Origin of the sequence: Pseudoalteromonas sp. Angola-4 (genome assembly GCF_028599265.1) — a bacterium.
GTDB lineage: Bacteria > Pseudomonadota > Gammaproteobacteria > Enterobacterales > Alteromonadaceae > Pseudoalteromonas > Pseudoalteromonas atlantica.
Window position 1 is genome coordinate 88,703 of record NZ_JAQREK010000009.1, and the last position, 21,655, is coordinate 110,357.

A 21,655-nucleotide genomic window follows, 5' to 3' on the forward strand; every position below is an offset into this window, starting at 1 on the left:
TGCGCGCCGAGTTAGCCAAGATAATCGCTGCCTGTGACGAAAATGATCAGGGGGAGGAAAGTCCGGGCTCCACAGGGCAGAGTGCCAGCTAACGGCTGGGGGGCGTGAGCCCACGACAAGTGCAGCAGAGAGGAGACCGCCAACCCTCGGGTTGGTAAGGGTGAAAGGGTGCGGTAAGAGCGCACCGGGCCACTGGTAACAGTTGGTTGCAAGGTAAACTCCACTCGGAGCAAGACCAAATAGGGTTCCTTATGGCGTGGCCCACGTTGGAACCGGGTAGGTTGCTTGAGCCATAGAGCGATTTATGGCCTAGACGAATGATTATCACTTTCTTCGGAAAGGACAGAACCCGGCTTATATGGCTAACTCACTCATTCAACAAAAAAGCCCGCAGTTAACGCTGCGGGCTTTTTTGTGCCTAAAAATTAAGAAAAGTTTTTAAATAAAATAAAAAATGCTCAAGAGTCGATTATCAATATTAAGAGTGAACTATGGTGCAATGACTTTGAAGAGGCTAGATTTTATCTTTCATAGACTCACTTATTTAAACCAACTAACGTTAATACATATTAACGTTAGTTGGTAATTGAGATAGTTTGGGTGAGCTTTTCAAGCTCCTTTATTAATGAGTTATATTTTTTAATAGAGTCTTCATCTATACATTCATAAAGGTTATGAAACTTTATTAATGATATTAAAAATGATCTATAGCCTAATGCTTTATTTATTATTTGATCATAACAGTACTTTTCTAGGAAGGATTTTTTAGGTTCAAACTTAAATTTAATTTTTTGTATGTTCTTTTTGAAAACCTTTTTCATTATTGTCACATTATCAGTGCCTTTATTTTTTTCATGCAATAATTTTTCTATAATTTTCAGTTTCTTATTAGAAATACGTATTGTTCCTAACCTTTTCTCATCTTCACTTCCGTCAATCGTATATCCTTTTATAGATATTAGCTTCTTAGCAGATAATATTTTGCTATTGTTTATTTTAAAACCTCCACTAGATAATAAGAAACAGACTTCATTGTGAAAAAAAGCCGATTGAATGGTGTTCAAGTTTTTAGGTGAAGAAAATAATAAGTCATCGGCATATCTAGTGTATTCAATGTTATATCTGCTACATAACATTTGGATTAAAATATCAAACTTCCTAAAAATAATATTTGATATTACTGGGGAGGTGCTAAATCCAATAGGTAATATTTTTTTCTCTAAAAACTCTTTGTTTTTAGAGTCTCTAGGTAAGTTCACTGTTACCAAATTTATAAAGCTATCAACCAGTAACGATCTTGTCTTAGTATTTACTATTTGTGCCTTAAAGTAAGAGTCAAAGGATTCTTTAAGTAAATCTTCAGATATTGAATGAAAGAAGTTCTTAATATCTAACCGTAAAAAGTTATAGTTCTTACGGTGAGGCTCAAGGAAATTTAAATAAGAGGTTTGAGGTCTAAATGCTTTTGCTGAATTGTTTAGAGGGATATTGTTTAAGAATTTTGAAACAATACTATTATGGCTTTTACTCAGATCTGAACTTTCTTGAACTTTATAAAAGAACTTTTTCCCTGATTGAAACTCAATGACCTCATTGAAGCTTATGGGTGGTATACCTGTAACTCTAAATAAAGAGTATTTTCCTACAACAAGTTGATCAAAAAAAGTAGGGTTGTCAATTTCACTCATAAATTATTGTTTCCGCTTTGATACAAGATCATCTTTTCACTTAGTGGACTAAAAGGCAGCCCTAGTCGACAAGTATCCCGATTAACCATTAATGGGCTAGGAGTGTCTAGCACTCACTTACCTATATTAGCGTAAGTCCCTACTCTATCGAAGCGGAAACTTTCTTAAGAATAACAGATAGCTCCATAAATGTATTCTCAAATTCTGCTTGAAGGTTAGTTTGATTTTTATTAGTCATTTTTATTAAATAATTAAAACTAAAATTTATAAAGCTAGTAACCCAGCCGCCTGTTTTTGCAATTTTATGTGGGTATGTTGAGTTGAGTTCATTAGAAATAAGAGTGACTGCATTAGAAATTTTATCAGATACATATTGATAGTTTTCATTATCACGACCCTCCAGAAGATTTGTTTTCCCATTGAATACAAGCCTAAATATAGTAATCAACTCGTCTTCGGTAAGTTGTAAAGCCTCTATCTGAACGATTAAATCTTTTATATAAGATACTCTTACTTTTCTAGACTTGGAGATACTAGAAGTTGTTAGTTTGCCTCTGAATGGAGGGAACTTAAATATACTTTTAAATACCTGTTTTATATTCATATGTGAGCCGAGCTTAGGGTATAGAGTATCTATAGTTTTATTTACGTCTCCACTTCCACCAACACATGCTGTATATAAGTACTCATTAAATAACCACTTATAGAATACTTTAATTGTTTTCTTATTAATTAGCGCACCTTCTATTGTTGTTGAAAAAAAGTAGGTGTTTAATGTTCTTAAAGTCGTAATGTTGATTCTTTTAATGAATTCATTGTATTTGAAAATTTCGTAGTCAGTTTTATCTTCGTTCGAGTTTTTTTCGTTTTTGTCATGACTAATTAAGTACTTGATGTTTGCACCTTGCGTATACTTTTTGCTCCCATAGATAGAAAATTTATAAGGTTTGGCTAGTTCATATAGATCGACAGTATCATTCCTGAAAGTTAATGTTGATTTAGGGAAATCATATTTTAGTAATTTATCTGCATCATAGATAACAAGGTAAGGTATTGCTACATTTGCAGAGCGAGGGTTAATAGAGTTGAGCATTACTTTATTAGTTTTATAAGTATCAACAAGACGTAGCCGTGGAAATAGCTCCATTAATTTTTGGTTTCCAAAAATTTCTAATTCGGTTTCACCTTCAACAAATAAGATGTAGTCACTAAAAAAAAGTCTAGCTTCATTATCTGAAAAAATATTAATAAAACGCTTGTCTGGGAAATGTGTATTTAAAGTTGTCACTTTAGTTGATGCTTTCTTTTTTTTAGAAAAATGCAATAGCTGGTGTTCTTCTTCTCCTTCGAATAGTCTAACTAACTGTTTGACTATATTAGGTGAGTGGGTAGAAAATATTATTTTAGGGTAGGGGGTAGCATATTTATTTTTTTGTTTTCTTTCTTCATTTTTTTTATATAAAAAGTAGATTTCATGAAGTCTATAAATTAATTCTTCATTCCTTTTTGGATGTAAACCTATTTCTGGTTCATCTATATAAACTGAAGGAGTAACAAATTCTCGCCTAGTTAGTGCTATGATTAAACTAAGAAATAGTTCTAAATATTTATGTGAGTTAGTCCCATCAGAGTGAAATTCCAAATCCATACCATCTATATTGAAATTTTGGCCTCCCAAGCCAACCTTGACATAATTTAAAACTCGCTCTTGGTAGCTATAGTCACTCCTTTCCGTTATATCATCGATTTTTTCAATATAATCTTTATATGACCCACTTTTTGCAGATATTTTATCGTTTAAGAAATTAACAACGTCTTCTTTCTTTAGAGACCTTGTATTTAAAAACTTCACTTTACTTATCAATGACCATAATTTTCTCCAGTCATATAACTCTATTTTCCGAGTGTCGATCGAAAAGAAAGGGTATACCCTACTTATTATTTTCAATATTTCATGGTCTTTTATTGACCAGAAGATTGAATCATCTTTTCTAATTGTAAGTGTAACCTCTATATAGGGCTGCTTTTCTGTAAAGTTGCTGCTGCCAGCGAAAGGAAATACAAAACCTTTATTAAACTCACCAGTGAACAAGGTATTATAAATATGTCTTTGATAGTCACTTTTTTTACGATTGGATGTAACAACTTTTTTTAAGCGTGTTATGTCAAAACCTAAGCTAATAGAGCCTGTAGGAGTGTATTCAGAGTTTAATTTAGGTGGAATGGCTTGCTCACCGTCCATTTTTTTATAAAAGTAGTCAATTAACTTAAGGAGGTTAGATTTTCCTGAGTTATTTTTTCCAATAATACAGTTGATATCTTTGAAGTCATTAATAACAAAGTTGTCAAATGAGAGTAAGTTATTTATTTTAATAGACTTCAAGCCCATAGCTCATTCCTTGAAAGTTAATTTTTGAGATTTTAAAGACTACATCCTACTCTAATCAATGAATAAGTTCACTTAATAAGGCTTAGAGAGGAACGAGTAACACTCGTAGATATTAGTCAAAAACAGCCCTGGTTTTAAGTAGTTAGTCATGTATACCGACTATACGTTTATGTATAAGAGGTATCTATTATGTCTAATTACACACCTACAGAATGCTACTTAAATAACTTAGCGCCAACAGGACTAAAGGCTGTTATTTCACTGATAAAAAGTGTTAAAAACACTTTGTTATTGAATGTTAATCCAACCGCATTATCATTCTACAAGTTAAACGTTGAGACGCTTTCAACGCTTAACCAAATGAGCTAACTATGCCTGCCTTGGCTTAGCAGTTTATCTAACTAAGAACCCTTAAATTACTCTGTCTCTGTTTTTTTAAGTCGCTTACTGAGTGCTGGCTGGGATATACCGAGTAGTTGCGCTGCCATTGATTGATTTGAGTTGCTACGTTTCATAGCTTCTGCCACCAGTAATTCTGCGGCTTGTTTTAAAGTGGGTAGCGTTGATGTTGACTCAAATAACGGCTTGGCAAGCTGGGCTTGCATATCTAATTTGGGCACGGCGCTGCGTACGCTTTCAAACGCTTTCATAGACAGGGCGCCACTTTGGTGGGTGCTCATTGCATCAAAGGCCATGGCGCGCAGCTCTCTTATATTGCCTGGGAAAGCGTAGTTTTCGAGTAAAATTAATAATTCTTTTGGAATACTTGCCACCGGTTTATTAAATTCTTGTGCGGCAAGCGTTAAAAAGTGCTCGAGTAATAAGGCTATATCTTGCTTGCGCTCTCTAAGCGGCGGAATATTTACATGATGAATTTTTAAACGGTAGTATAAGTCGTTTCTAAATTCGCCATTTTCTTTTTTAGTGAGTAAATTTTGGTGGGTGGCTGCAATAATGCGCGCGTTGATGCGCTTTGGGGTATCGCTGCCTACTGGGTAATATTCGCCTTCTTGCAAAAGCCTTAATAACTTTACTTGCGAGGCCAGGTTTAAATCGCCAATTTCATCAAGAAATAGTATCCCGCCTGATGCGCGTTCTATCATGCCTTTGCGGGCTTGTTCAGCACCTGTAAAAGCGCCTTTTTTATGGCCAAATAAGGTATCCGAAAATAAGTTATCGTCAAGGCCGGCTACGTTTACACACACAAGTTCGCCACTGCAGCTACTGGTTTCGTGAATGGCTCTGGCTATAAGCTCCTTTCCTACGCCGCTTTCTCCGGTTATAAGAATAGGTTGTTGGCTATTTGATATAGACTCAATGTAATTAAACACCGAATGCATTTGGTGATCTACACTGATAATTTTAGAAAACGCAGGATGCAGGCTTGTTTGGTTTTCTAGCAGATAGCCGCGCATGGCTTGGTTTTCTAGGTTTAGCTCTTGAAAACGCACCACCTGCATTATGCTATTGCTTAGGCGTTCGGGATCTTCTGTTTTTACATGATAACCATAAGCACCTAACTTTATGCATTTTACAGCGGCTTCTACTTGGTTAATACCGCTGATGATCACCACCGAAATGTGCGGAAAAAGCTCTGTAATTTGCGCTATAAGCTCATCGCCGCTGATATGTGGCATGTTTAAATCAAGCAATACAACGCGAACATTCCCTTGGTTTAGTTTGGCAATTACATCGCGGCTATCATTACATTGTACAATGTTGTTAATGCCGCAGTAGCGCTCTATTGCAAACGATATGCTTCGTAAAAAGCTGTTGTCGTCATCACAAATGAGGACCTCAAAACTAGGATATAAATTAGTATTCATAGTTCACTCTCGTGTTGTAATAAGGGTAGTGATAGCTTTACTTTTGTGCCTTTACCGAGGGTTGATTTAAAGGTGAGTTGGCCTTGGTGATCTGCCACGATCCCCGCTGATACAGAAAGCCCTAAGCCGGTGCCGCCAGATTGTCGTTTGGTGGTATAAAACGGGTCGGTGAGCTTAATTAAGTGCTGTTGATCAATTCCTACGCCTTGATCTTCAATGCTCAGCACAACCTGATTGTGTTTAGTATGGAAATAGCTGGTGATAATAATTTTTTGCGATTTGTCTTCAAGCGCTTGGCAGGCATTTAAAATTAAATTAACGATTACTTGCTCGATGCGGCTGCCGCTGCCTTTAAACGCAGGCAGTGAGTTGGCTAAGTTAACCTCTAAGTGGTTTGTCGAGTTTTTAATTTGATTTGTGACTAAGCGAATAGAGCGGTTTGTTAGTAGGTTTAAATCTAGCTGCTCAGTTTTCTCATGCGATGCTTCACCTTTTACGGCAAAGCTTTTTAAATCCTCTACTATGCCTTTTACCTTGTTACTGGCAATGTGCATATCGTCTAAAATTTCTGGCAGCATATGTTTAAAGCGCTGATAGCTTACACCGGCAACAAGAAAGTCGCCTTGGCGTGCTTGATGCTCGTCAAGTATGTCTGTTGCATCTTCAAAGGCTTCTTTTATAAACGGAAAATTTAACGTTAAAATGCTACATGGGTTATTTATTTCGTGAGCTACTCCCGAAACCAACACCCCCAGTGAGGCCATTTTATCTGCATGAAGTAGCTGTAACTGCTGCGCTTGTAGCTCTTTGGTGCGGCTTTCTACTTTTTTGCGCAGGGCTTTGTTCCAAATTATCACCACGGTACTAATTAGTAGTAGCACCACTACACATATACCCGCTATTACACCGGCTTTTGACCAAGGTGATACGTTTAACGGGCCAAACCATTTGTCGTAAATTTCTTGCTGGCGGCCGGTGTTTTTTAAAATAGCTAAGCCTTGAGTAAATTGCGATAACAGCGCTTCATCTGCGGTTTTAGTGGCATAGCCATAAAGTCGGTTTCTTTCTAGGCTAGAAATAGCAGTGATGTTTGATAGCCCCAATTTTTTACTTAAATATAAGCCGGGTAAGTTTGAAACCACTGCAAAGTCATAGCGGCCTGAGGCAAGCAAGCGCAGGGCATCGGCATGGGTTTCAACCGGTATAAGGGTAATGTTTAAGCCTGAGTGGTTAAGCATATCAAATGCCGAGCCATTGCTTTGTACAATAACGCGGTAGTTTTCAAGCTCGCTGTAGTGCGCTATTTTAGGGCTATTGTCGCGCGCAAATATAGAGTGGTTAACAAACGTGTGTGGGCTAAAGTTATACAGATCGGTGCGCTCGGGTGTGGCGGCCATGCCTTGTAAAATATCCACATTTCCACGGTCAAACTCGGCTCTTATTTCGGCCCAGGGCATTAGCTTTATTTTTATATTAAGCCCCATTACAGCGGCTATTTCTTGGCTAAGTTCTACGTTGTAACCTGTAAGCTCGCCATCTTCGTTAATAAACTCATAAGGGGGGTAGTTAAAATCTCCGCCCACTATAATTTGTTTTGGCTGCGATAAATTAGCTTGTGCAATGCAGTTTAGGGTATTGAAACCCAGTAGGCTTAGTAGCGCTATTTTTAATACATAAAACCAAGCGTTTTGTTTAATAAACAAGTGAGTAAACCTCTGCATTTTTTAGTTGTGGTAGTGCGTTAGTAAATTGTCTAAACAGTACAAATAAAATGGCGTTTATGTTCCTTTTACAGCCGCAAAAAGGTTGTTTTTAGTTGGCAGCAGGGGACTATAGTCTGTATTTTAATTTTATATAAATTAGGTACTAACGAATTTATCATGGTTTTAAGTCTTATCTATTTATACTTTAAACTAAATAAGAATAAATTAATTGTTAATTAAGGTTTTTTGTAAGGCAGTTATGTCTTTTTAAGGCTGTTTAATAAAATAAAAGCGATTTAATATCGGCTATTAAATCGCTTTTATTGGTTGGGCCTATTTAGAGGATGTTGACCTGTGTAGATTAACGTTTTTCAAGCTAGGGCAGTTTAAGCAAGGCGCTGGCTTTTAAGCAAGTAGGCTTAATAATCGCTCTTGCTAAATACTAAACTCACTACTGTAATTTTAATCACGATTGGTCAACATGCCTTAGTACTAAAACTTCATGTTTAGGTTTACTTGAATGCGATCGCGGCCATTGTTGTTAGTGGGTATATCGTTATTAATATTATCCACGCTAAACCATCTTAAATCGGCATTAAGATTCTCTGCAATTTTGTAATCTAGCTGTACGCGTGTGCCTTTAATATTGGTATAAGAACCCGGAGTATTAGTTTGCGTAAACGCGCCGTTCATAGGCAATGCATAGGCTTCGGTACGTAGCACGTAAAAACGCAAGCCAAACTGTTTATTAATTTGATAACGAGCATGTACAGTAAACGCTGTATTTTCGCTGTCGGCTTCACTTGTGTAGTAATCGGCTGCAAAGCGCACTGCGCCATAACGTACATCAAGGTTGTAGGTCATTACGTTGCCTGCTTGGTCATCATCAAGACCCGACTCAGCACTGGCATAGGCCGTATCTGAGGCGCTAACAAAAATTCCGCCAATACCGGCTTTAACGTTAATGTTATTAAAACTTGTAGCATATACACCTTGTAATTGTTGCCAGCTAGCATCGCGCTTGCCTTCGCCATTATCGACATTTTCTTCAAGAATAATATGCCCCGCATTAACGCTAAGCGTATTGTTACTCCAGTTAGCTTGTACACCTTCTAGCGCTATATCGTCACGAAAAAGCAGCTCTGATGAATGCATATAAACGGGTGCCGCTTTACCAATATATACTTGGGTGTTACTAAGCCCTGTGTACTTCATAAAGGCGCGGTCTAAACCAAAGTCATCGTTATCGCTGGTATCGGTGATACCAAAAGTTTGATGGGTTGAATCGTGTTGGCTTGAGGTTGTTCTAAAGCGCATTTGCGCTGACCAGTTATCGGTAGCCGCGTATTTAATACCAAAACGGGCACGCAAACGGGCGCGGCTTGTTGAGTCAACTGTATCGCCTTCGGTGCGCTCAAAGCGCATACGCATATCGCCAAATAGCTTAACGGCTTCAAGGCCATTTAAACCTTCAATTGTAATATCTGCGTGGGCAGGTTTAGCTAAGGCAATAACACCTAATGCAACGGGTAAATATATAAGTTTACTAGTCATGGTTTGTTCTCTATAAAATTACTAAATCGAGGGTTATTGCTTAGCGGGTTGAGCCGCTGTGTTGTCTTGGTTGTAAAGGGTTTCGTCAAGCTCGCCTTCGCTTTTGCCAATTAATAAAGTAACCATTAAATCGCCAGTTACATTTATGGTAGTGCGCGCCATATCTAAAATTCGGTCAATACCGGCAACTATTGCAATGCCTTCAAGTGGTAGGCCAACGGTGGTCAGTACTAGCGAAAGCATAATAAGGCCTGCACCGGGTACACCAGCGGTGCCTACAGAGGCTAAAGTAGCTGTAGCTATAATGGTTAAGTAATCTGTTGTGGTGAGGTCAATACCAAAGGCTTGGGCAATAAACAGTGCTAATACGCCTTGGTATAAAGCGGTGCCATCCATGTTAATAGTGGCGCCTACTGGCAGTACAAAGCTTGATACAGTACGCGATACACCTAAGTTTTGAGTGGCGCATTTAATGCTGGCAGGTAAAGTACCTGAGCTACTTGTGGTGGTAAAAGCAATAATTTGCGCTTCGATAATACCTTTATAAAAACGTTGTGGATTAAGCTTGCCTAGTAAGCCTACAAAGCCGCCACCTAACACTAAAACGTGAATAATACAGCCTAGGTATACTAAGCCAATTACTTTTATAAGTGGCAGTAAAACATCCAGTCCGTACTTGCCAGATACCCAAGCCATTAATGCAAATACACCGTATGGCGCCAGCTTCATTACAAGCTCAGTTAATTTGTACATTGCATCGGCTAGGCTTTCAAACATTTTGCTAGCGGGTTCGCCTTTTTCACCAATTAGGTTTAAAGCAATGCCTAAGCTCAACGCAAACACAATAATTTGTAAAATATTACCTGAGGCTAATGAGCCCACTGGGTTTTTTGGTACTAAACCTACAATGGTGTCTACTAAGGTAGGGCTTGGTTTAGCATCGACTACTGTGGTTGCAACCATATTTAAGCCTGCGCCAGGTTCAAACAACAACCCAAGACCTAAACCAATCGAAATAGCTACTGCGGTGGTGGCTAAATAAAATACGATTGATTTAACACCAATACGACCCATTTTAGTGGTGTCTTTCATTGAGGTAACACCAACAATTAATGAGCAAAATATAAGCGGTACAATTAACATTTTAATGGCGCTAATAAATAGCTGGCCAATTGGTTTTATATATTCAGCATTATTGCCTAACAGCATGCCGGCAATAATACCCGCTATCATACCTATGAGTATTTTTAGCCAGAGCGCCATTTTTTTAGGCTCGTTGTTATTAATACTTGTTGTACTGGTCATAGTGTTATTCCAATTATTTATAATATTTAGTGGGAGCTATTTAACTTTTGCTTAGGGCGTTAACGCGCATATTGCACCGGCACGTGCACAGGCCGCACAAGGGGCTTGCAATGATATGGACAAGCTTTCGTTAGCCTTTTTAGATAGGGGTTGTTTGTACACGTGCATAATTAAGCTCTAAAGTTGTTAGATTATTGTTATTGCATTAATAATGCCAAGCACGGTTTTGTTAATAACGTATTGAATGTTATTGGTTTTATTGTTTTTGGTTGGCGGTTTGTTAATATAACTTTTTGAATAATTATTAATAATGAAAGGCGGGTTAAAGGCGGCTTAAATGATGGTTTATAAATAACTCATTTAAAATCAATTAGTTGATAGGTGTATAACTTTTATTATTGGTATAACAAAAGTTATATTTAATGCATTAATTAATCATATTTTTTGATTTTTTAGGGTTTAAAACATTATTAAGCTGTAAATTGGCTGTATGTGGTTTTATTTTTTCTTAGGCGTTTAACTTAGATAATATTTTTACCCTGTTCAGGATCCCGTGATTTCTCGGCTTGATCACGAATTTCGTCGGTATCACTACTTACATCATCAACCGTTTCATTTTGCTGCTGCAGCTGCTTAGAGCTTTGCTGAGTAGTTAAAGGTTGCTCAGCTTTGTTGGTGGGCTTTTGTGTATCACTCTCATCAGGTGCACTGAGTAAAATACGCTCGCGGGCATCATCTGGCATACTGATGTTTTGCGCTGTAAATTCGGTTACTAGCTCACGCATTAACTGCGAGGCCACTTTTAACGGACTATGTTGTTCGCTGTTAACCCAAAAAAACAGATTAAAGTTAATTGTTGAGCTGCCTAAATTATTGATCAGCACTTGTGCTGGTGGCTCAGTAATTACACCCGTTTGCTTGTTTGCAATTTCAAGGGCGAGTGTTTGGCAGTAACGAATATCGTTATCGTAACCTATGCCAATCACCACCTTGGCACGCATTTTTGGATTTGCAGTTAGGTTTTTAATGGTATTTTTATAAACCGTGGCGTTAGGTATTTGTATATGGTTGCCATCGTAATCAACTAAGGTGGTTGCGCGAGCGGTGACCTTTTTAACCACACCTAAGCGGCCATCGACTTCTATTACATCGTCTATTTTAAATGGCCGTTGAACGCTCAACAGCAAACTAGCAATAAAGTTCTCTGCTATGTCTCTAAAGGCAAAGCCCAATATTAAGCCTATTAATCCGGTGCCGCTCATAATGGCAATAGCAAATTCGGTAAGTCCTGCTAAACGTAAAAATAAATACACGCCCAGCAATAAAATTAAAATGCTAATCCCGCGTTTGGCCACTAAGTGCACAAGTTTACTGTCGGTCATATAAATGAGCGGTTTTACTAACAGCTTAGACAAAGGACTGGCGACAAAGTAGCTAATAGTTAAAAGTATAAAACCTAATAAAAGAGTGGGTAATATTTGCGCTGTTGCGTGAAGTAATTGCAAACTTTGGGCGTATAAATACTGCCAACTGAGCACGCTTTCTGGGGTGTTTAAGGCATTCACAGCCGTGGTGTTCACTGCAATTAGCATAGTTATAAGGCTGTTCATGGTGTATTACCTTGGTATTTTAAATAATCTAGCAAGCAGCAAGTTTAATACCAATGCCATAAGCACAGCTTGGCAAACTTTTTGCTCGATAATAGGCTAAAAAGGAGCAAACAATGAGCAAACCTAAACGGGGACAACATGCCGAGCAGCCAGTGCACATTCCGGTTATTGGTTGGTGGGACATAGCCAAACGTATTTTTAAGCAAATGAGCCAAGATAACTTATCGCTGGTTGCAGCGGGCGTTGCGTTTTATGCCTTACTTGCTATTTTTCCTGCTATTGCTGCAATGGTTTCTGTGTATGCGTACTTTTCATCGCCCACCGATATTAGTGAACACTTAAGTAAAATAGTTACCTTATTACCGCAAAGCACGAGCGATTTAATTTTATCTCAGGTCTCGAGCTTGGCTCAAACCTCTAACGCCAGTTTAAGCTTAAGTGCAATTGGTACACTTATTCTTACTATTTGGAGTAGCTCTAAAGGCAGCCAAGCGCTTATTACTGCCTGTAATATTAGTTATCATGAATACGAAAAACGCTCTTTTTTTCATGCTCAGTTAGTACGTTTTTTATTTTCGGTAGGGGCTATTTTAGTGGCTATTTTTGCTTTGCTAATTATAGGTATTTTACCCATAGTACTTAATTTAGTGGGCTTAAAAGAAAGTATAGACTTACTAATAAAGTTAATATCGTGGCCATTACTCGCCTTTATGTTTAATTTTGCATTGGTGCTTTTGTATCGCTATGCACCACACCGAAAACCCGCTAAATGGCGCTGGATCACACTTGGCTCGTGTATTGCGACTGTATTATGGATTTTAGCCTCAATTGGTTTTTCGTTTTATGTGTCTCACTTTGCAAGCTACAACGAAACGTATGGTTCGTTAGGCGGGGTAGTGATTATGCTAATGTGGCTCTATATAAGTGCCTATATTATTACGCTTGGGGCGGTAATAAATGCGGCAACCGAACAACAAACAGCGAAAGATAGTACTAAAGGCCCCGCTAAAGAACGCGGTAAACGCGGTGCCTATGTTGCTGATCACCTTGATGTAGATGAGCCGACAAACTCTTAGCCGGGCTCGTTATTGCACAAGCTTATGAGATGCTGAGTAAATGCTTGGCCAACGGGGCCTAAACGGTCATTGTCGGTGCACATTAAATAAAGCTTTAAGGAGCGGGTTGTACCTTGCTCTAAATTAAGGGGTTTAAGAGTGTTGTTTTTAAGATAAGGTTTAATTTGTGCACTAGGCAGCCATGCATAACCAAAGTTTTGGCTAACCATATCAATAGAGTTACGTAAGTGACTCACTGTCCAGCGCATATCAGCCCCAAGCCAGCCGTCGTCGTGGCTGGTGTGGGTGGCCGAATCGCGAACAACTATTTGCCTGTGTAATTTAAGCTCTCTGTAGGTCAGTGGTTCAGTGCGCTGGTGTAAGGGGTGATCAGGGTGCGCAACGGCAATAAATTCTATATCGCACAAACTATGGCAATTAATGCCATAAAGCGCAATAGAAGTAATTGCTAAGTCGACCACTGCATTGGTAAGTAATTCGTTTGCGCCGTTAAGTACGCTTTCTATCAGTTCTATTTTTACCAATGGGTATTGCTCATTAATATGGCTTAGCGCTTGGTACAATAAATGCTGCGGAAACACTTCATCTACCGCTATTTTTAATGTGCTTTCAATACCTTCGCTTAACGTATTAGCAACCGATTCTATTTTGCTGGCTTCATCTATTAAAAATTCGGCGCGGCGCAATATAAGCTTACCGTTTTCGGTTAAATACGCTTTACGGCCTTTTACTTCAAGCAATTTTACTTGCAGTGCCGACTCTAACTTTTGCACTGCATGGTGCACGGTTGATTGGCTTTTAAATACCGCGCTGCTAGCACCGGCAAATCCACCATGCTCTACAACAGCTTTAAACATTCTCCATTGCTCGAGTGTTGCCTTTGCCATTTTAAACCTTGTTACTACTTACTATTGATTAAACTACCTGACCGTGTAGACACTCTATTTATTGCGTAACTACTTATTTATTATTGGTAATAACCATTTTTTTGCTGCTCAGCAGCGTCATAAACTCTTTTTTAGGCACTGGCCTTGAAAACAAATAACCTTGCCCGTAGTCGCATCCTGCTTTTAGTAGTAGTTGCATTTGTTGCTGCGTTTCAATCCCTTCGGCAATAACTTTTAGGCCAAGCTGGTGGGCCATTACAATAATGGCTTCACATAAAGCAAGCTCCTGGCTCCCAGCTTTAATATTATCAATAAAGCGTTTATCTATTTTTAGATAATCGGTATCCATTTCTTGCAGGTACGCGAGCGATGAATAGCCGGTGCCAAAGTCATCTAGCGCTAATTGCACACCTGACTGGACTAATGTTTTTAAGCGACTTTGGGTTAGTGGCTCTGGGTTAACCATAAGGCCTTCTGTGATCTCGGCCACAATAGAGGAGGCGGGTAGTTTGGCTGCTTTTAAAATCTCACACCAATCGTCAATTCCGCTATCGATTGTTGATAACTGCACAGGAGAGACATTTATACTAATTTGAAATTGCTCCCCCATGGTGGTATTTATTTCTTTTAGGGTGTGTATTGCTTGCGTAAATACAAATTGGCCCAGCGCATTTATTTGCCTAGTTTCCTCAGCAAGCGGTATAAACGTCGCCGGCGAGACTAACCCCTTTTTAGGGTGGTGCCAGCGAATAAGCCCTTCGGCTTTATGAATGTGCAAATCGTTTAATGCCACAATAGGCTGATAAAATAGCTCAAATTGTTCAAGCTCTATGGCGGAGCGTAAATCTTTTAATAGCTGCATACGCGCTTGCGCATGAATACGCATATCTTTTGAAAAAAACTCAAACCCATTACGGCCGTTATTTTTAGCTTTATACATGGCTTGGTCGGCAGCTTTTAATAGCAGCTCTGTACTTTGGCCATCGCTAGGTGCGCATGCAATGCCCATACTAGCGCTAATAAATAGCTCCTCGTCTTCAAGCTGTATACTTGATGAAAGGCTTTGCAATATATTGCTGGCAATTTGGTTTATATGGCGACTGCTTTTAACATGGTCGTATACAATCACAAACTCATCACCGCCAATACGCGCGACAAAACTGGCGTTTATTGCAGCTTGAATTATCCGTTGAGAAACTAACTTAAGTAGATTATCGCCATAATGATGGCCTAACGTGTCATTAATATCTTTAAAGTGATCAATATCGAGCAGCATCACAACAAGTTCGCATTTGTCGCCTGTTACTTCTTCAAAACGCTTATTTAAACGCTCTTTAAGCTCAAGCCTATTTGGTAAATCAGTTAAGTGGTCGAAGTGAGTTTTTCGCCATATGGTTTCATCGGCTTGTTTTTTTTCTGTTAGGTCGGTAAAAATGGCCACCCGGCGAGTAGGCATGTTTTTATCATCGTAAACGGTATCTATGATCAGAAACTCGGTATAGGTGTCGCCATTTTTTTTACGATTAATTATCTCACCCTGCCAACGGCCAGTTTCTCTGAGCTCTGCCCACATTTTTTCATAAAAAGCTTTTGAGTGTTTGCCAGATGCTAAAATCCGACTGGTTTTACCTATCGCTTCTTCTTTGCTGTATTGGGTTGTTTCGCAAAACGCAGGGTTTACGTCATAAATAATGCCGTCGGGGTCTGTAATCATCATCCCTTCACTACTATTACTGTAAACAAGCGACGCTAAATGAAGAGCTTTTTCGTTGACCTTTTTCTGGCTTATATCTCTAAGAACAATAATGTATTCATTATTAGTGAGTGCATTGATTCTTGCCTCAAAAAAGTGCTCTTTAGATTTTTTAAACAATGTAAACTCAATGGTTTGTGAACCCTCTAAAGTACCTAAATGAGAAAGCAGTAACTCTGCGTTGGCCTCAGAGAGTACATCAACTAATTTTAAAGCTTTGCCTGTCTCAACATTTAGCACAGGGCTAATATAGCCGCCAATATAAAGGATTTTTCCTTGGGCATTTATACGTATGTAGGTATCGGGTAAAGCATTTAATAAGCTCATTAACTCGTTGTGCTTATTTTTTAATTTAGCCTCTGCAGATAACCGGGTTTGTGCCATCACAGCAAAACGGTCATAAAGCGCGCGCAGCTCTGGGCTATTGGGCTTTTTAATATGTTTGGGCATAGTGCCATTTGCCAGTTCATCTGTGGCTTTGGTTAAATTAGCGATAGGCTTAAATATACTTTGTTTAATTAAGCGCCTAGCTAGCAACACCAACAGGGCAATAGCCGATAAAAACGCAAAAATGGTTTTAGCAAAGCTTTCATTCACTTTATTAATAAAATCTTCAACCGAAACGGCTATATAAATATCTAAATTATTATCATGGCCGTCTTTGTATATAACTGAGCGATGAAAAACCTGGTTTTCGCCTTCTGCATTTTTAAACACGGTTAACGAGCTTTTATCGTGAAGTAAATCTATGTCGGTAATTTTTTGGCCTAAATTACGTGGTTGATTAGGGTAGTTGGCCAGTATTAAGCCATTAGAGTCGGCAATAACGGCCTTGGCATTGTTAGGTAATTTTGCTTCGCTTAAGGCGATATTCCACCAATTCAATGCAATAACGGTAACCAGTGTGCCTTTTAGTTGGTTATTACTACCTATAATTGGGTAGGCAAAATTGACACTTTGCGCTTGAATACTTCGGTCGTATTGAAAATACCCTACCGAAAAACTTTTATTACTAATGGCATTTTGAAAATAAGTACGATCGCTAATATTAATATTTTTACTACGACCATTTGTCACGCACTGTAGGTCGCCATTTTTATCAACAATACCTATATTTGCAATATTCTTATAAAGGGCTTTTATTTCGTAAAAGTAATTAGGGCAGGTTGTGGGGAGTGTTTCATTTTTTGCTGTTTTATCGGCTAAATAAATAGTAATACGTTTAACATCATCAACCATTGTTTTTTGATGTTGTGTCAATTGCTTAGCTATATTTACTATTCTTTCTTCACTTTTTTCAATGGCAGCATCACGCTCATACCATAGCGTAAATACCGTCACAGCGGCACCGGGAATGCTAAGTAGGATGAGTAGCCTATACAGCTGACTTTTAAGCGATGAAGTAAAAATAAGTTTTCCTTAAGCTCTGCGTCCCTAAAAAGTGATTGTAGACATAAAAGCCAAAAATAACCATACAAAATATAGGGTTGCACTAAAAAGTTATTAGAAATCAGCTTAAGTCTGTGTTTTTAATCATGAAGCTTATTATGCCAAATAAACGAATTATCAAAATAAGCACTAAACTTTCTAAAAAATAGAATGTTTTGCTCGATTTAAAGACATAGTCGTATTGTTTTATGAATGCTTTAATAAGCTCATTAATTAATCTACTACAGTATTTTAAATATGAACATAGCAAAAGTGTTAACTGCTTACGCCACCCAAGATAGTGATGGTGTAAACATAAGTCGAATACCTGGTTTTGATGGCAAATATCTCGACCCTTTTTTAATGATTGATGAGCTAAAGTCTAACAATGAAAGTGACTATATTGGTGGCTTTCCACCGCACCCTCATCGCGGCATTGAAACCTTTACGTACATTATTAAAGGTGGCTTTGAACACCAAGATCAAATGGGCAACAAAAAAGCGATCCGATCTGGCGATGTACAATGGATGAGTACAGGTAGAGGCGTAATGCACAGTGAAATGCCACTGACAGATGCAAAAGAGGGGCTGCATGGCTTTCAAATTTGGATCAATATGCCCAGTGGCGAAAAAATGCGTGCGCCACGTTATCAAGATACTACACAAAATCCAGCGCCTGAAGTCACTAACAAGCACGGCGTGAGCTTTAGCGCACTTGCGGGTAATTGGCAGTTTGAAGATTCTACGTTAACGTCGAGTTTGCAAAGCTTAGCGGCCAATGCTGCACTGGCCAATGTTACTCTCCCCGTTAATACACGCATGCAGTTAGCAGGGCTTAAACAACGTAAAGTGATGATTTATGTTCATACAGGTGAGCTTATTACAGGTGACGAGCAAACATTTAATGCTGGCAAGTTGCTTATATTAAGTGAAAACAGTGACATTGATATATCTTCACAAAAGGGGGCGGGGATACTTATTTTGGCGGGTAACCCACTTGAGCAACCTATTGCACATATGGGCCCATTTGTAATGACCACGCAAGAGGAAATTAAACAAGCGGTGCGTGATTATCAAAACGGCGAATTTGGCAACATTTAATAGTTAATTGAGGAGGTTATTATGGGTTTATTAGTTGATGGCCAATGGCAAGACAAATGGTACGACACCGACTCGAATAATGGTAAATTTAAACGCGAAGCAGCGCAGCTTCGTAATTGGATCACAAAAGATGGCAGCCCAGGACCTACAGGAAGTGGTGGGTTTAAAGCGCAAGCAAATCGCTACCACTTATATGTTGCCTTAGCGTGCCCGTGGGCGCATCGCACACTTATATTCAGACAGCTAAAAGGCCTAAGCGATATTATTAGCGTATCGGTAGTCAGCCCAGATATGTTAGATAAGGGGTGGAGCTTTGATAAAGATAACCTCAGTAGCGGCGATGATTTATTTAATAGTGAATACTTACATCAAATTTATACTAAGCACGATGAAAATTACAGTGGGCGAGTAACTGTGCCTGCACTTTGGGATAAGCATCAAAATAAAATTGTTAGTAATGAATCTGCAGATATTATTCGTATGTTTAATACCGCATTTAATGAAATTACGAATAATACGGATGACTATTACCCACAATCACTACAAGCTGATATTGATGAAATTAACGACCTTGTTTATACCAATATTAATAATGGGGTATATAAAGCGGGTTTTGCAACCACACAAACAGCATACGAAGATGCATTTACTGCGTTATTTAAAGCACTTGATAAAGTAGAGGGCATACTAAGTAAAAATCGTTACCTGATGGGGAGCACATTAACTGAAGCGGATTGGCGTTTATTTACCACACTCATTCGGTTCGATAGCGTGTATGTAGGGCATTTTAAGTGTAATTTACGCACCATTGAAAGCTACCCAGCGCTGAGTAACTATGTACGTGAGTTATACCAAATAGAGGGAGTAGCCAGTACGGTTAACCTTGAGCATATTAAGCGACATTACTATTTTAGCCACACAATGATCAACCCAACGCAAATTATTCCAAAAGGGCCGGCGTTAAACTTTAGCCAAAACCATAATAGAGACGAGTTGGACTAAGAGGTATTAAAGTAAGCGGCAATTGCACTTTTAAAAAAGCTTTTATAAATGCAATTGCTGCTATGCAAATAACTTTACCAGCCAGCCGTATTTTCGCACAAAGCTCGTTTCGCTTTTGCCTGCTTGAACTGTTGCTCCGGCTAAAAAGGCTGATGCCAGTCCTACCTTGGTGGCTGCAAAGCGCTTAAAGCGATACTTTATTGCTGCATGGTGCTGGCGTTTTAATGCATGCTGTAAATCCATTTGCTTATTTAACGTGTCAACGTTCTCATTGGGTTCTTTAATTAGAAAATTAACGAGCATGGTTATTTCCTTATAGATTTAAAAGTTGCTTCACACTTTTAATCGTTTTACTAAAGCCAATTTTATTGCTTAGGTATACGGTATTTCGCCAAAGCCAAATTAAACAAATTATTTGCGCGAGTGCAGCAGTAGCAAAGCTAAGCCAAACCGAGCCAAATAAATCATATACACCGTAGCCAATTGCACCTAGTAAGCCGGCCCACAACAAAATCAAACCACTGGCAAAACATCCTAAAAATATAGTGATCAACGCCATTGATCGTAACGACAGCTTCCACTCAGCTTTTGCAAGTTGGTGGGTAAGCTTTCCTTGCGTTTTATAATCCTCCTTGAGCTGGTCAGAGTATTCAATGATCTTTGCTATATGATCCTGCCAATCATCCTTTTGGCTAGGGTCATCAGTTGTTTGATTTTGAGCATTACCGTCCGTGGTTGCTGTTGTTTGTGAGCTACTCATTATTTATTACTTACGACGAAATAGTGACGTTACAAGCATACCCGCCGCAAAAGCAATACCCGCTGTTGCTAGCGGATTTTCTGAGGCAAAAGCACGCGTTTTTGCGCTGCACTCAGTTAGTTTTTCACGAGCAATAAGTTGTTTTTCGCTTAGTGCTTCTGCAGAGCTTGAAGCGCCTTTACGTACGCTTGACTCAGCAACTGATGCCTTGCTTGAAAGTGCATCTACTGCATCGTGTGCTACAGACGTTGCTTTTTCAGTCAACGGTGCCTCACTCTCTTTTTGTTTAAGATCAGGTTTCATGTTTGTTTCAGTATTCGGTTTTGTATTTGTTGCAGTAGCCATAATCAATCCTTAATAAATAAAATAAAAAAATTTAACTGGTGCTATAGCAGATGCAACGATTAAACCAACCATTAAAAATAATTTAACCACTTGATTTTATTGTTTTTATATATTTAAGGTAGGGTGCGGTAGATTAAATAAAAAGCAGCATGAAGTAAGTATTGCTGCTGTGCTAAGTAAATTTTACATGCCTATAAACCTAGGGCCTGTTTACCTTTCGAGATTTAATTTGCAGCAGTCTGTTTGGGATTTAGGCAAGGTAGAGCCTATGTAGTGTGGTTATTCCCCATAAATAGGCGATAACGATGTATAAATGTCAAACAGGCGCTGCCCGAAGGGTTCTGCCTAGGGGGCATTTACTCTTTGTTACTCGGTTTTTACTTAGCCCACTAGGTTACAAACCTCACGCCGCGATTAAATACCCCCTAGATTGAACAAATTATAATCCTTAAAGGTCAACAGGCCCTAGATTCATTTTTTTGTAATTATTCATTGATTATTCAGTAAGCAAATTATGTAAACCAAACGTTATTAGTATCGCTTTAAAAAAATTTTATCTACTACCTCCACTTTTTCCCACGTAATTCAATCGCTTTGCGTAAAGCCTTATTTTTTCTAGCTTAGCGAGACGTTAAAGCTGGTCAGCTTACTTGACAAAAAGGCTTGTCAAGCCCTAAACTGGAGCACTGTGGTAAAAAGTGGTTTTTAGTGGATCTAACTGGATCAAATTAATCGAAACTCGATTACACAATTTAAAAGTAGGCTTTTTATGTTTCGTGGCGCTAGTTCACTGAGCTTGGATGATAAAGGACGTTTTGCGGTACCGACTAAGTACCGAGACGCTTTGCTGTCTGAAGATCAAGGAACGGTAATATGTACCATTGCGCTAAACGAACCGTGTTTATGGTTGTATCCTCTTGCACAGTGGCAAGAAATAGAAAGCCGCTTATCTAAAATCTCTAATATGAATCCACGCGCTCGCCGAATGCAACGTATGTTGTTAGGTAATGCCACAGAGTATCAACTTGATAAAAATGGTCGAATTTTGCTGGCGCCTTCATTGCGTAGCCACGCAGAACTTGGCAAAAAGATCATGCTAGTTGGTTTAATGAATAAATTTGAAATTTGGGATGAAGCGCGTTGGCACGAACAAATGCGCCAAGACACTGAGCTGGAAAGGCTCGGCGATTTTGAAGCAAACCAAGATTTAGATAATTTCACACTCTAA

16 protein-coding genes and 1 other RNA gene are annotated in these 21,655 nt (G+C 38.7%); 5 read left to right on the forward strand and 12 right to left on the reverse strand.

Annotated elements, in window-relative coordinates; translation table 11 throughout:
• The first annotated feature begins 8 nt into the window (after positions 1-8).
• Positions 9-373: RNase P RNA component class A (gene rnpB / locus PSH48_RS12000), an RNA gene on the forward strand.
• A gap of 202 nt (positions 374-575) precedes the next feature.
• Here the strand turns inward: rnpB and PSH48_RS12005 are convergent.
• The 7 genes from PSH48_RS12005 to PSH48_RS12035 all read right to left on the reverse strand — a co-directional run bounded on the left by PSH48_RS12005 (position 576) and on the right by PSH48_RS12035 (position 12,057).
• Positions 576-1,688, reverse strand: coding sequence for a reverse transcriptase family protein (locus PSH48_RS12005; protein WP_273611646.1), 1,113 nt, complete (start codon positions 1,686-1,688; stop codon positions 576-578).
• Positions 1,689-1,827: 139 nt separating this feature from the next.
• Entirely contained in the window at positions 1,828-4,077 is a 2,250-nt protein-coding gene (locus PSH48_RS12010; protein WP_273611647.1) for a retron Eco8 family effector endonuclease, read from the reverse strand.
• A 416-nt stretch (positions 4,078-4,493) separates the two neighbouring features.
• Positions 4,494-5,903, reverse strand: coding sequence for a sigma-54-dependent transcriptional regulator (locus PSH48_RS12015; RefSeq protein WP_273611648.1), 1,410 nt, complete (start codon positions 5,901-5,903; stop codon positions 4,494-4,496).
• Positions 5,900-7,606 carry a transporter substrate-binding domain-containing protein gene (locus PSH48_RS12020; protein WP_273611649.1) on the reverse strand — a complete coding sequence of 569 codons (1,707 nt, stop codon included), beginning with the start codon at positions 7,604-7,606 and terminating at the stop codon, positions 5,900-5,902. The genes PSH48_RS12015 and PSH48_RS12020 overlap by 4 nt, the downstream gene beginning before the upstream one ends.
• Before the next feature lie 492 nt (positions 7,607-8,098).
• Positions 8,099-9,160, reverse strand: coding sequence for a putative porin (locus PSH48_RS12025; RefSeq protein WP_273611650.1), 1,062 nt, complete (start codon positions 9,158-9,160; stop codon positions 8,099-8,101).
• Positions 9,161-9,193: 33 nt separating this feature from the next.
• Positions 9,194-10,465: a dicarboxylate/amino acid:cation symporter gene (locus tag PSH48_RS12030; RefSeq protein ID WP_273611651.1), complete on the reverse strand. Its 1,272-nt coding sequence runs from the start codon at positions 10,463-10,465 to the stop codon at positions 9,194-9,196.
• Positions 10,466-10,986: 521 nt separating this feature from the next.
• Positions 10,987-12,057: a mechanosensitive ion channel family protein gene (locus PSH48_RS12035; RefSeq protein WP_054982666.1), complete on the reverse strand. Its 1,071-nt coding sequence runs from the start codon at positions 12,055-12,057 to the stop codon at positions 10,987-10,989.
• A 131-nt stretch (positions 12,058-12,188) separates the two neighbouring features.
• On the opposite strand from PSH48_RS12035, the gene PSH48_RS12040 reads away from it, so the two are divergent.
• Positions 12,189-13,151 carry a YihY/virulence factor BrkB family protein gene (locus PSH48_RS12040; RefSeq protein WP_004589124.1) on the forward strand — a complete coding sequence of 321 codons (963 nt, stop codon included), beginning with the start codon at positions 12,189-12,191 and terminating at the stop codon, positions 13,149-13,151.
• On the opposite strand, the gene PSH48_RS12045 is transcribed toward PSH48_RS12040, so the two are convergent.
• The gene (locus tag PSH48_RS12045; RefSeq protein WP_004589125.1) at positions 13,148-14,038 is read right to left on the reverse strand and encodes a LysR family transcriptional regulator; all 891 of its coding nucleotides are present in this window, start codon (positions 14,036-14,038) and stop codon (positions 13,148-13,150) included. The two genes, PSH48_RS12040 and PSH48_RS12045, sit on opposite strands and share 4 nt — an antisense overlap.
• Before the next feature lie 73 nt (positions 14,039-14,111).
• A complete protein-coding gene (locus tag PSH48_RS12050) occupies positions 14,112-17,132 on the reverse strand; it encodes a bifunctional diguanylate cyclase/phosphodiesterase (RefSeq protein ID WP_273611652.1) in 3,021 nt (1,006 codons plus the stop codon).
• Between the two features lie 345 nt (positions 17,133-17,477).
• Here PSH48_RS12050 and PSH48_RS12055 point away from each other — a divergent pair, with 345 nt between their 5' ends.
• Positions 17,478-18,320, forward strand: coding sequence for a pirin family protein (locus PSH48_RS12055; RefSeq protein ID WP_273611653.1), 843 nt, complete (start codon positions 17,478-17,480; stop codon positions 18,318-18,320).
• Positions 18,321-18,341: 21 nt separating this feature from the next.
• Entirely contained in the window at positions 18,342-19,322 is a 981-nt protein-coding gene (locus tag PSH48_RS12060; RefSeq protein WP_273611654.1) for a glutathione S-transferase family protein, read from the forward strand.
• A 60-nt stretch (positions 19,323-19,382) separates the two neighbouring features.
• On the opposite strand, the gene PSH48_RS12065 is transcribed toward PSH48_RS12060, so the two are convergent.
• Genes PSH48_RS12065 through PSH48_RS12075 form a run of 3 tightly spaced genes read right to left on the reverse strand, consistent with a single transcriptional unit; the run spans position 19,383 to position 20,427 of the window.
• Positions 19,383-19,625: a hypothetical protein gene (locus PSH48_RS12065; RefSeq protein WP_004589129.1), complete on the reverse strand. Its 243-nt coding sequence runs from the start codon at positions 19,623-19,625 to the stop codon at positions 19,383-19,385.
• Positions 19,626-19,635: 10 nt separating this feature from the next.
• Positions 19,636-20,082 carry a hypothetical protein gene (locus PSH48_RS12070; protein ID WP_024033307.1) on the reverse strand — a complete coding sequence of 149 codons (447 nt, stop codon included), beginning with the start codon at positions 20,080-20,082 and terminating at the stop codon, positions 19,636-19,638.
• Between the two features lie 6 nt (positions 20,083-20,088).
• On the reverse strand, positions 20,089-20,427 hold the full coding sequence (locus tag PSH48_RS12075; RefSeq protein ID WP_004589131.1) for a hypothetical protein: 339 nt from the start codon (positions 20,425-20,427) through the stop codon (positions 20,089-20,091).
• A 769-nt stretch (positions 20,428-21,196) separates the two neighbouring features.
• Between PSH48_RS12075 and mraZ the strand changes: the two genes are divergently transcribed.
• Complete coding sequence (gene mraZ, locus PSH48_RS12080) at positions 21,197-21,655, forward strand: division/cell wall cluster transcriptional repressor MraZ (RefSeq protein WP_004589407.1); 459 nt, start codon at positions 21,197-21,199, stop codon at positions 21,653-21,655.

Excerpts from the sequence above, each read along its gene's own strand:
- PSH48_RS12005 (WP_273611646.1), bottom strand. The coding sequence starts at position 1,688 with ATGAGTGAAATTGACAACCCTACTTTTTTTGATCAACTTGTTGTAGGA.
- PSH48_RS12010 (WP_273611647.1), bottom strand. The coding sequence starts at position 4,077 with ATGGGCTTGAAGTCTATTAAAATAAATAACTTACTCTCATTTGACAAC.
- PSH48_RS12015 (WP_273611648.1), bottom strand. The coding sequence starts at position 5,903 with ATGAATACTAATTTATATCCTAGTTTTGAGGTCCTCATTTGTGATGAC.
- PSH48_RS12025 (WP_273611650.1), bottom strand. The coding sequence starts at position 9,160 with ATGACTAGTAAACTTATATATTTACCCGTTGCATTAGGTGTTATTGCC.
- PSH48_RS12030 (WP_273611651.1), bottom strand. The coding sequence starts at position 10,465 with ATGACCAGTACAACAAGTATTAATAACAACGAGCCTAAAAAAATGGCG.
- PSH48_RS12035 (WP_054982666.1), bottom strand. The coding sequence starts at position 12,057 with ATGCTAATTGCAGTGAACACCACGGCTGTGAATGCCTTAAACACCCCA.
- PSH48_RS12040 (WP_004589124.1), top strand. The coding sequence starts at position 12,189 with ATGAGCAAACCTAAACGGGGACAACATGCCGAGCAGCCAGTGCACATT.
- PSH48_RS12045 (WP_004589125.1), bottom strand. The coding sequence starts at position 14,038 with ATGGCAAAGGCAACACTCGAGCAATGGAGAATGTTTAAAGCTGTTGTA.
- PSH48_RS12055 (WP_273611653.1), top strand. The coding sequence starts at position 17,478 with ATGAACATAGCAAAAGTGTTAACTGCTTACGCCACCCAAGATAGTGAT.
- PSH48_RS12060 (WP_273611654.1), top strand. The coding sequence starts at position 18,342 with ATGGGTTTATTAGTTGATGGCCAATGGCAAGACAAATGGTACGACACC.
- PSH48_RS12065 (WP_004589129.1), bottom strand. The coding sequence starts at position 19,625 with ATGCTCGTTAATTTTCTAATTAAAGAACCCAATGAGAACGTTGACACG.
- PSH48_RS12070 (WP_024033307.1), bottom strand. The coding sequence starts at position 20,082 with ATGAGTAGCTCACAAACAACAGCAACCACGGACGGTAATGCTCAAAAT.
- PSH48_RS12075 (WP_004589131.1), bottom strand. The coding sequence starts at position 20,427 with ATGGCTACTGCAACAAATACAAAACCGAATACTGAAACAAACATGAAA.
- mraZ (WP_004589407.1), top strand. The coding sequence starts at position 21,197 with ATGTTTCGTGGCGCTAGTTCACTGAGCTTGGATGATAAAGGACGTTTT.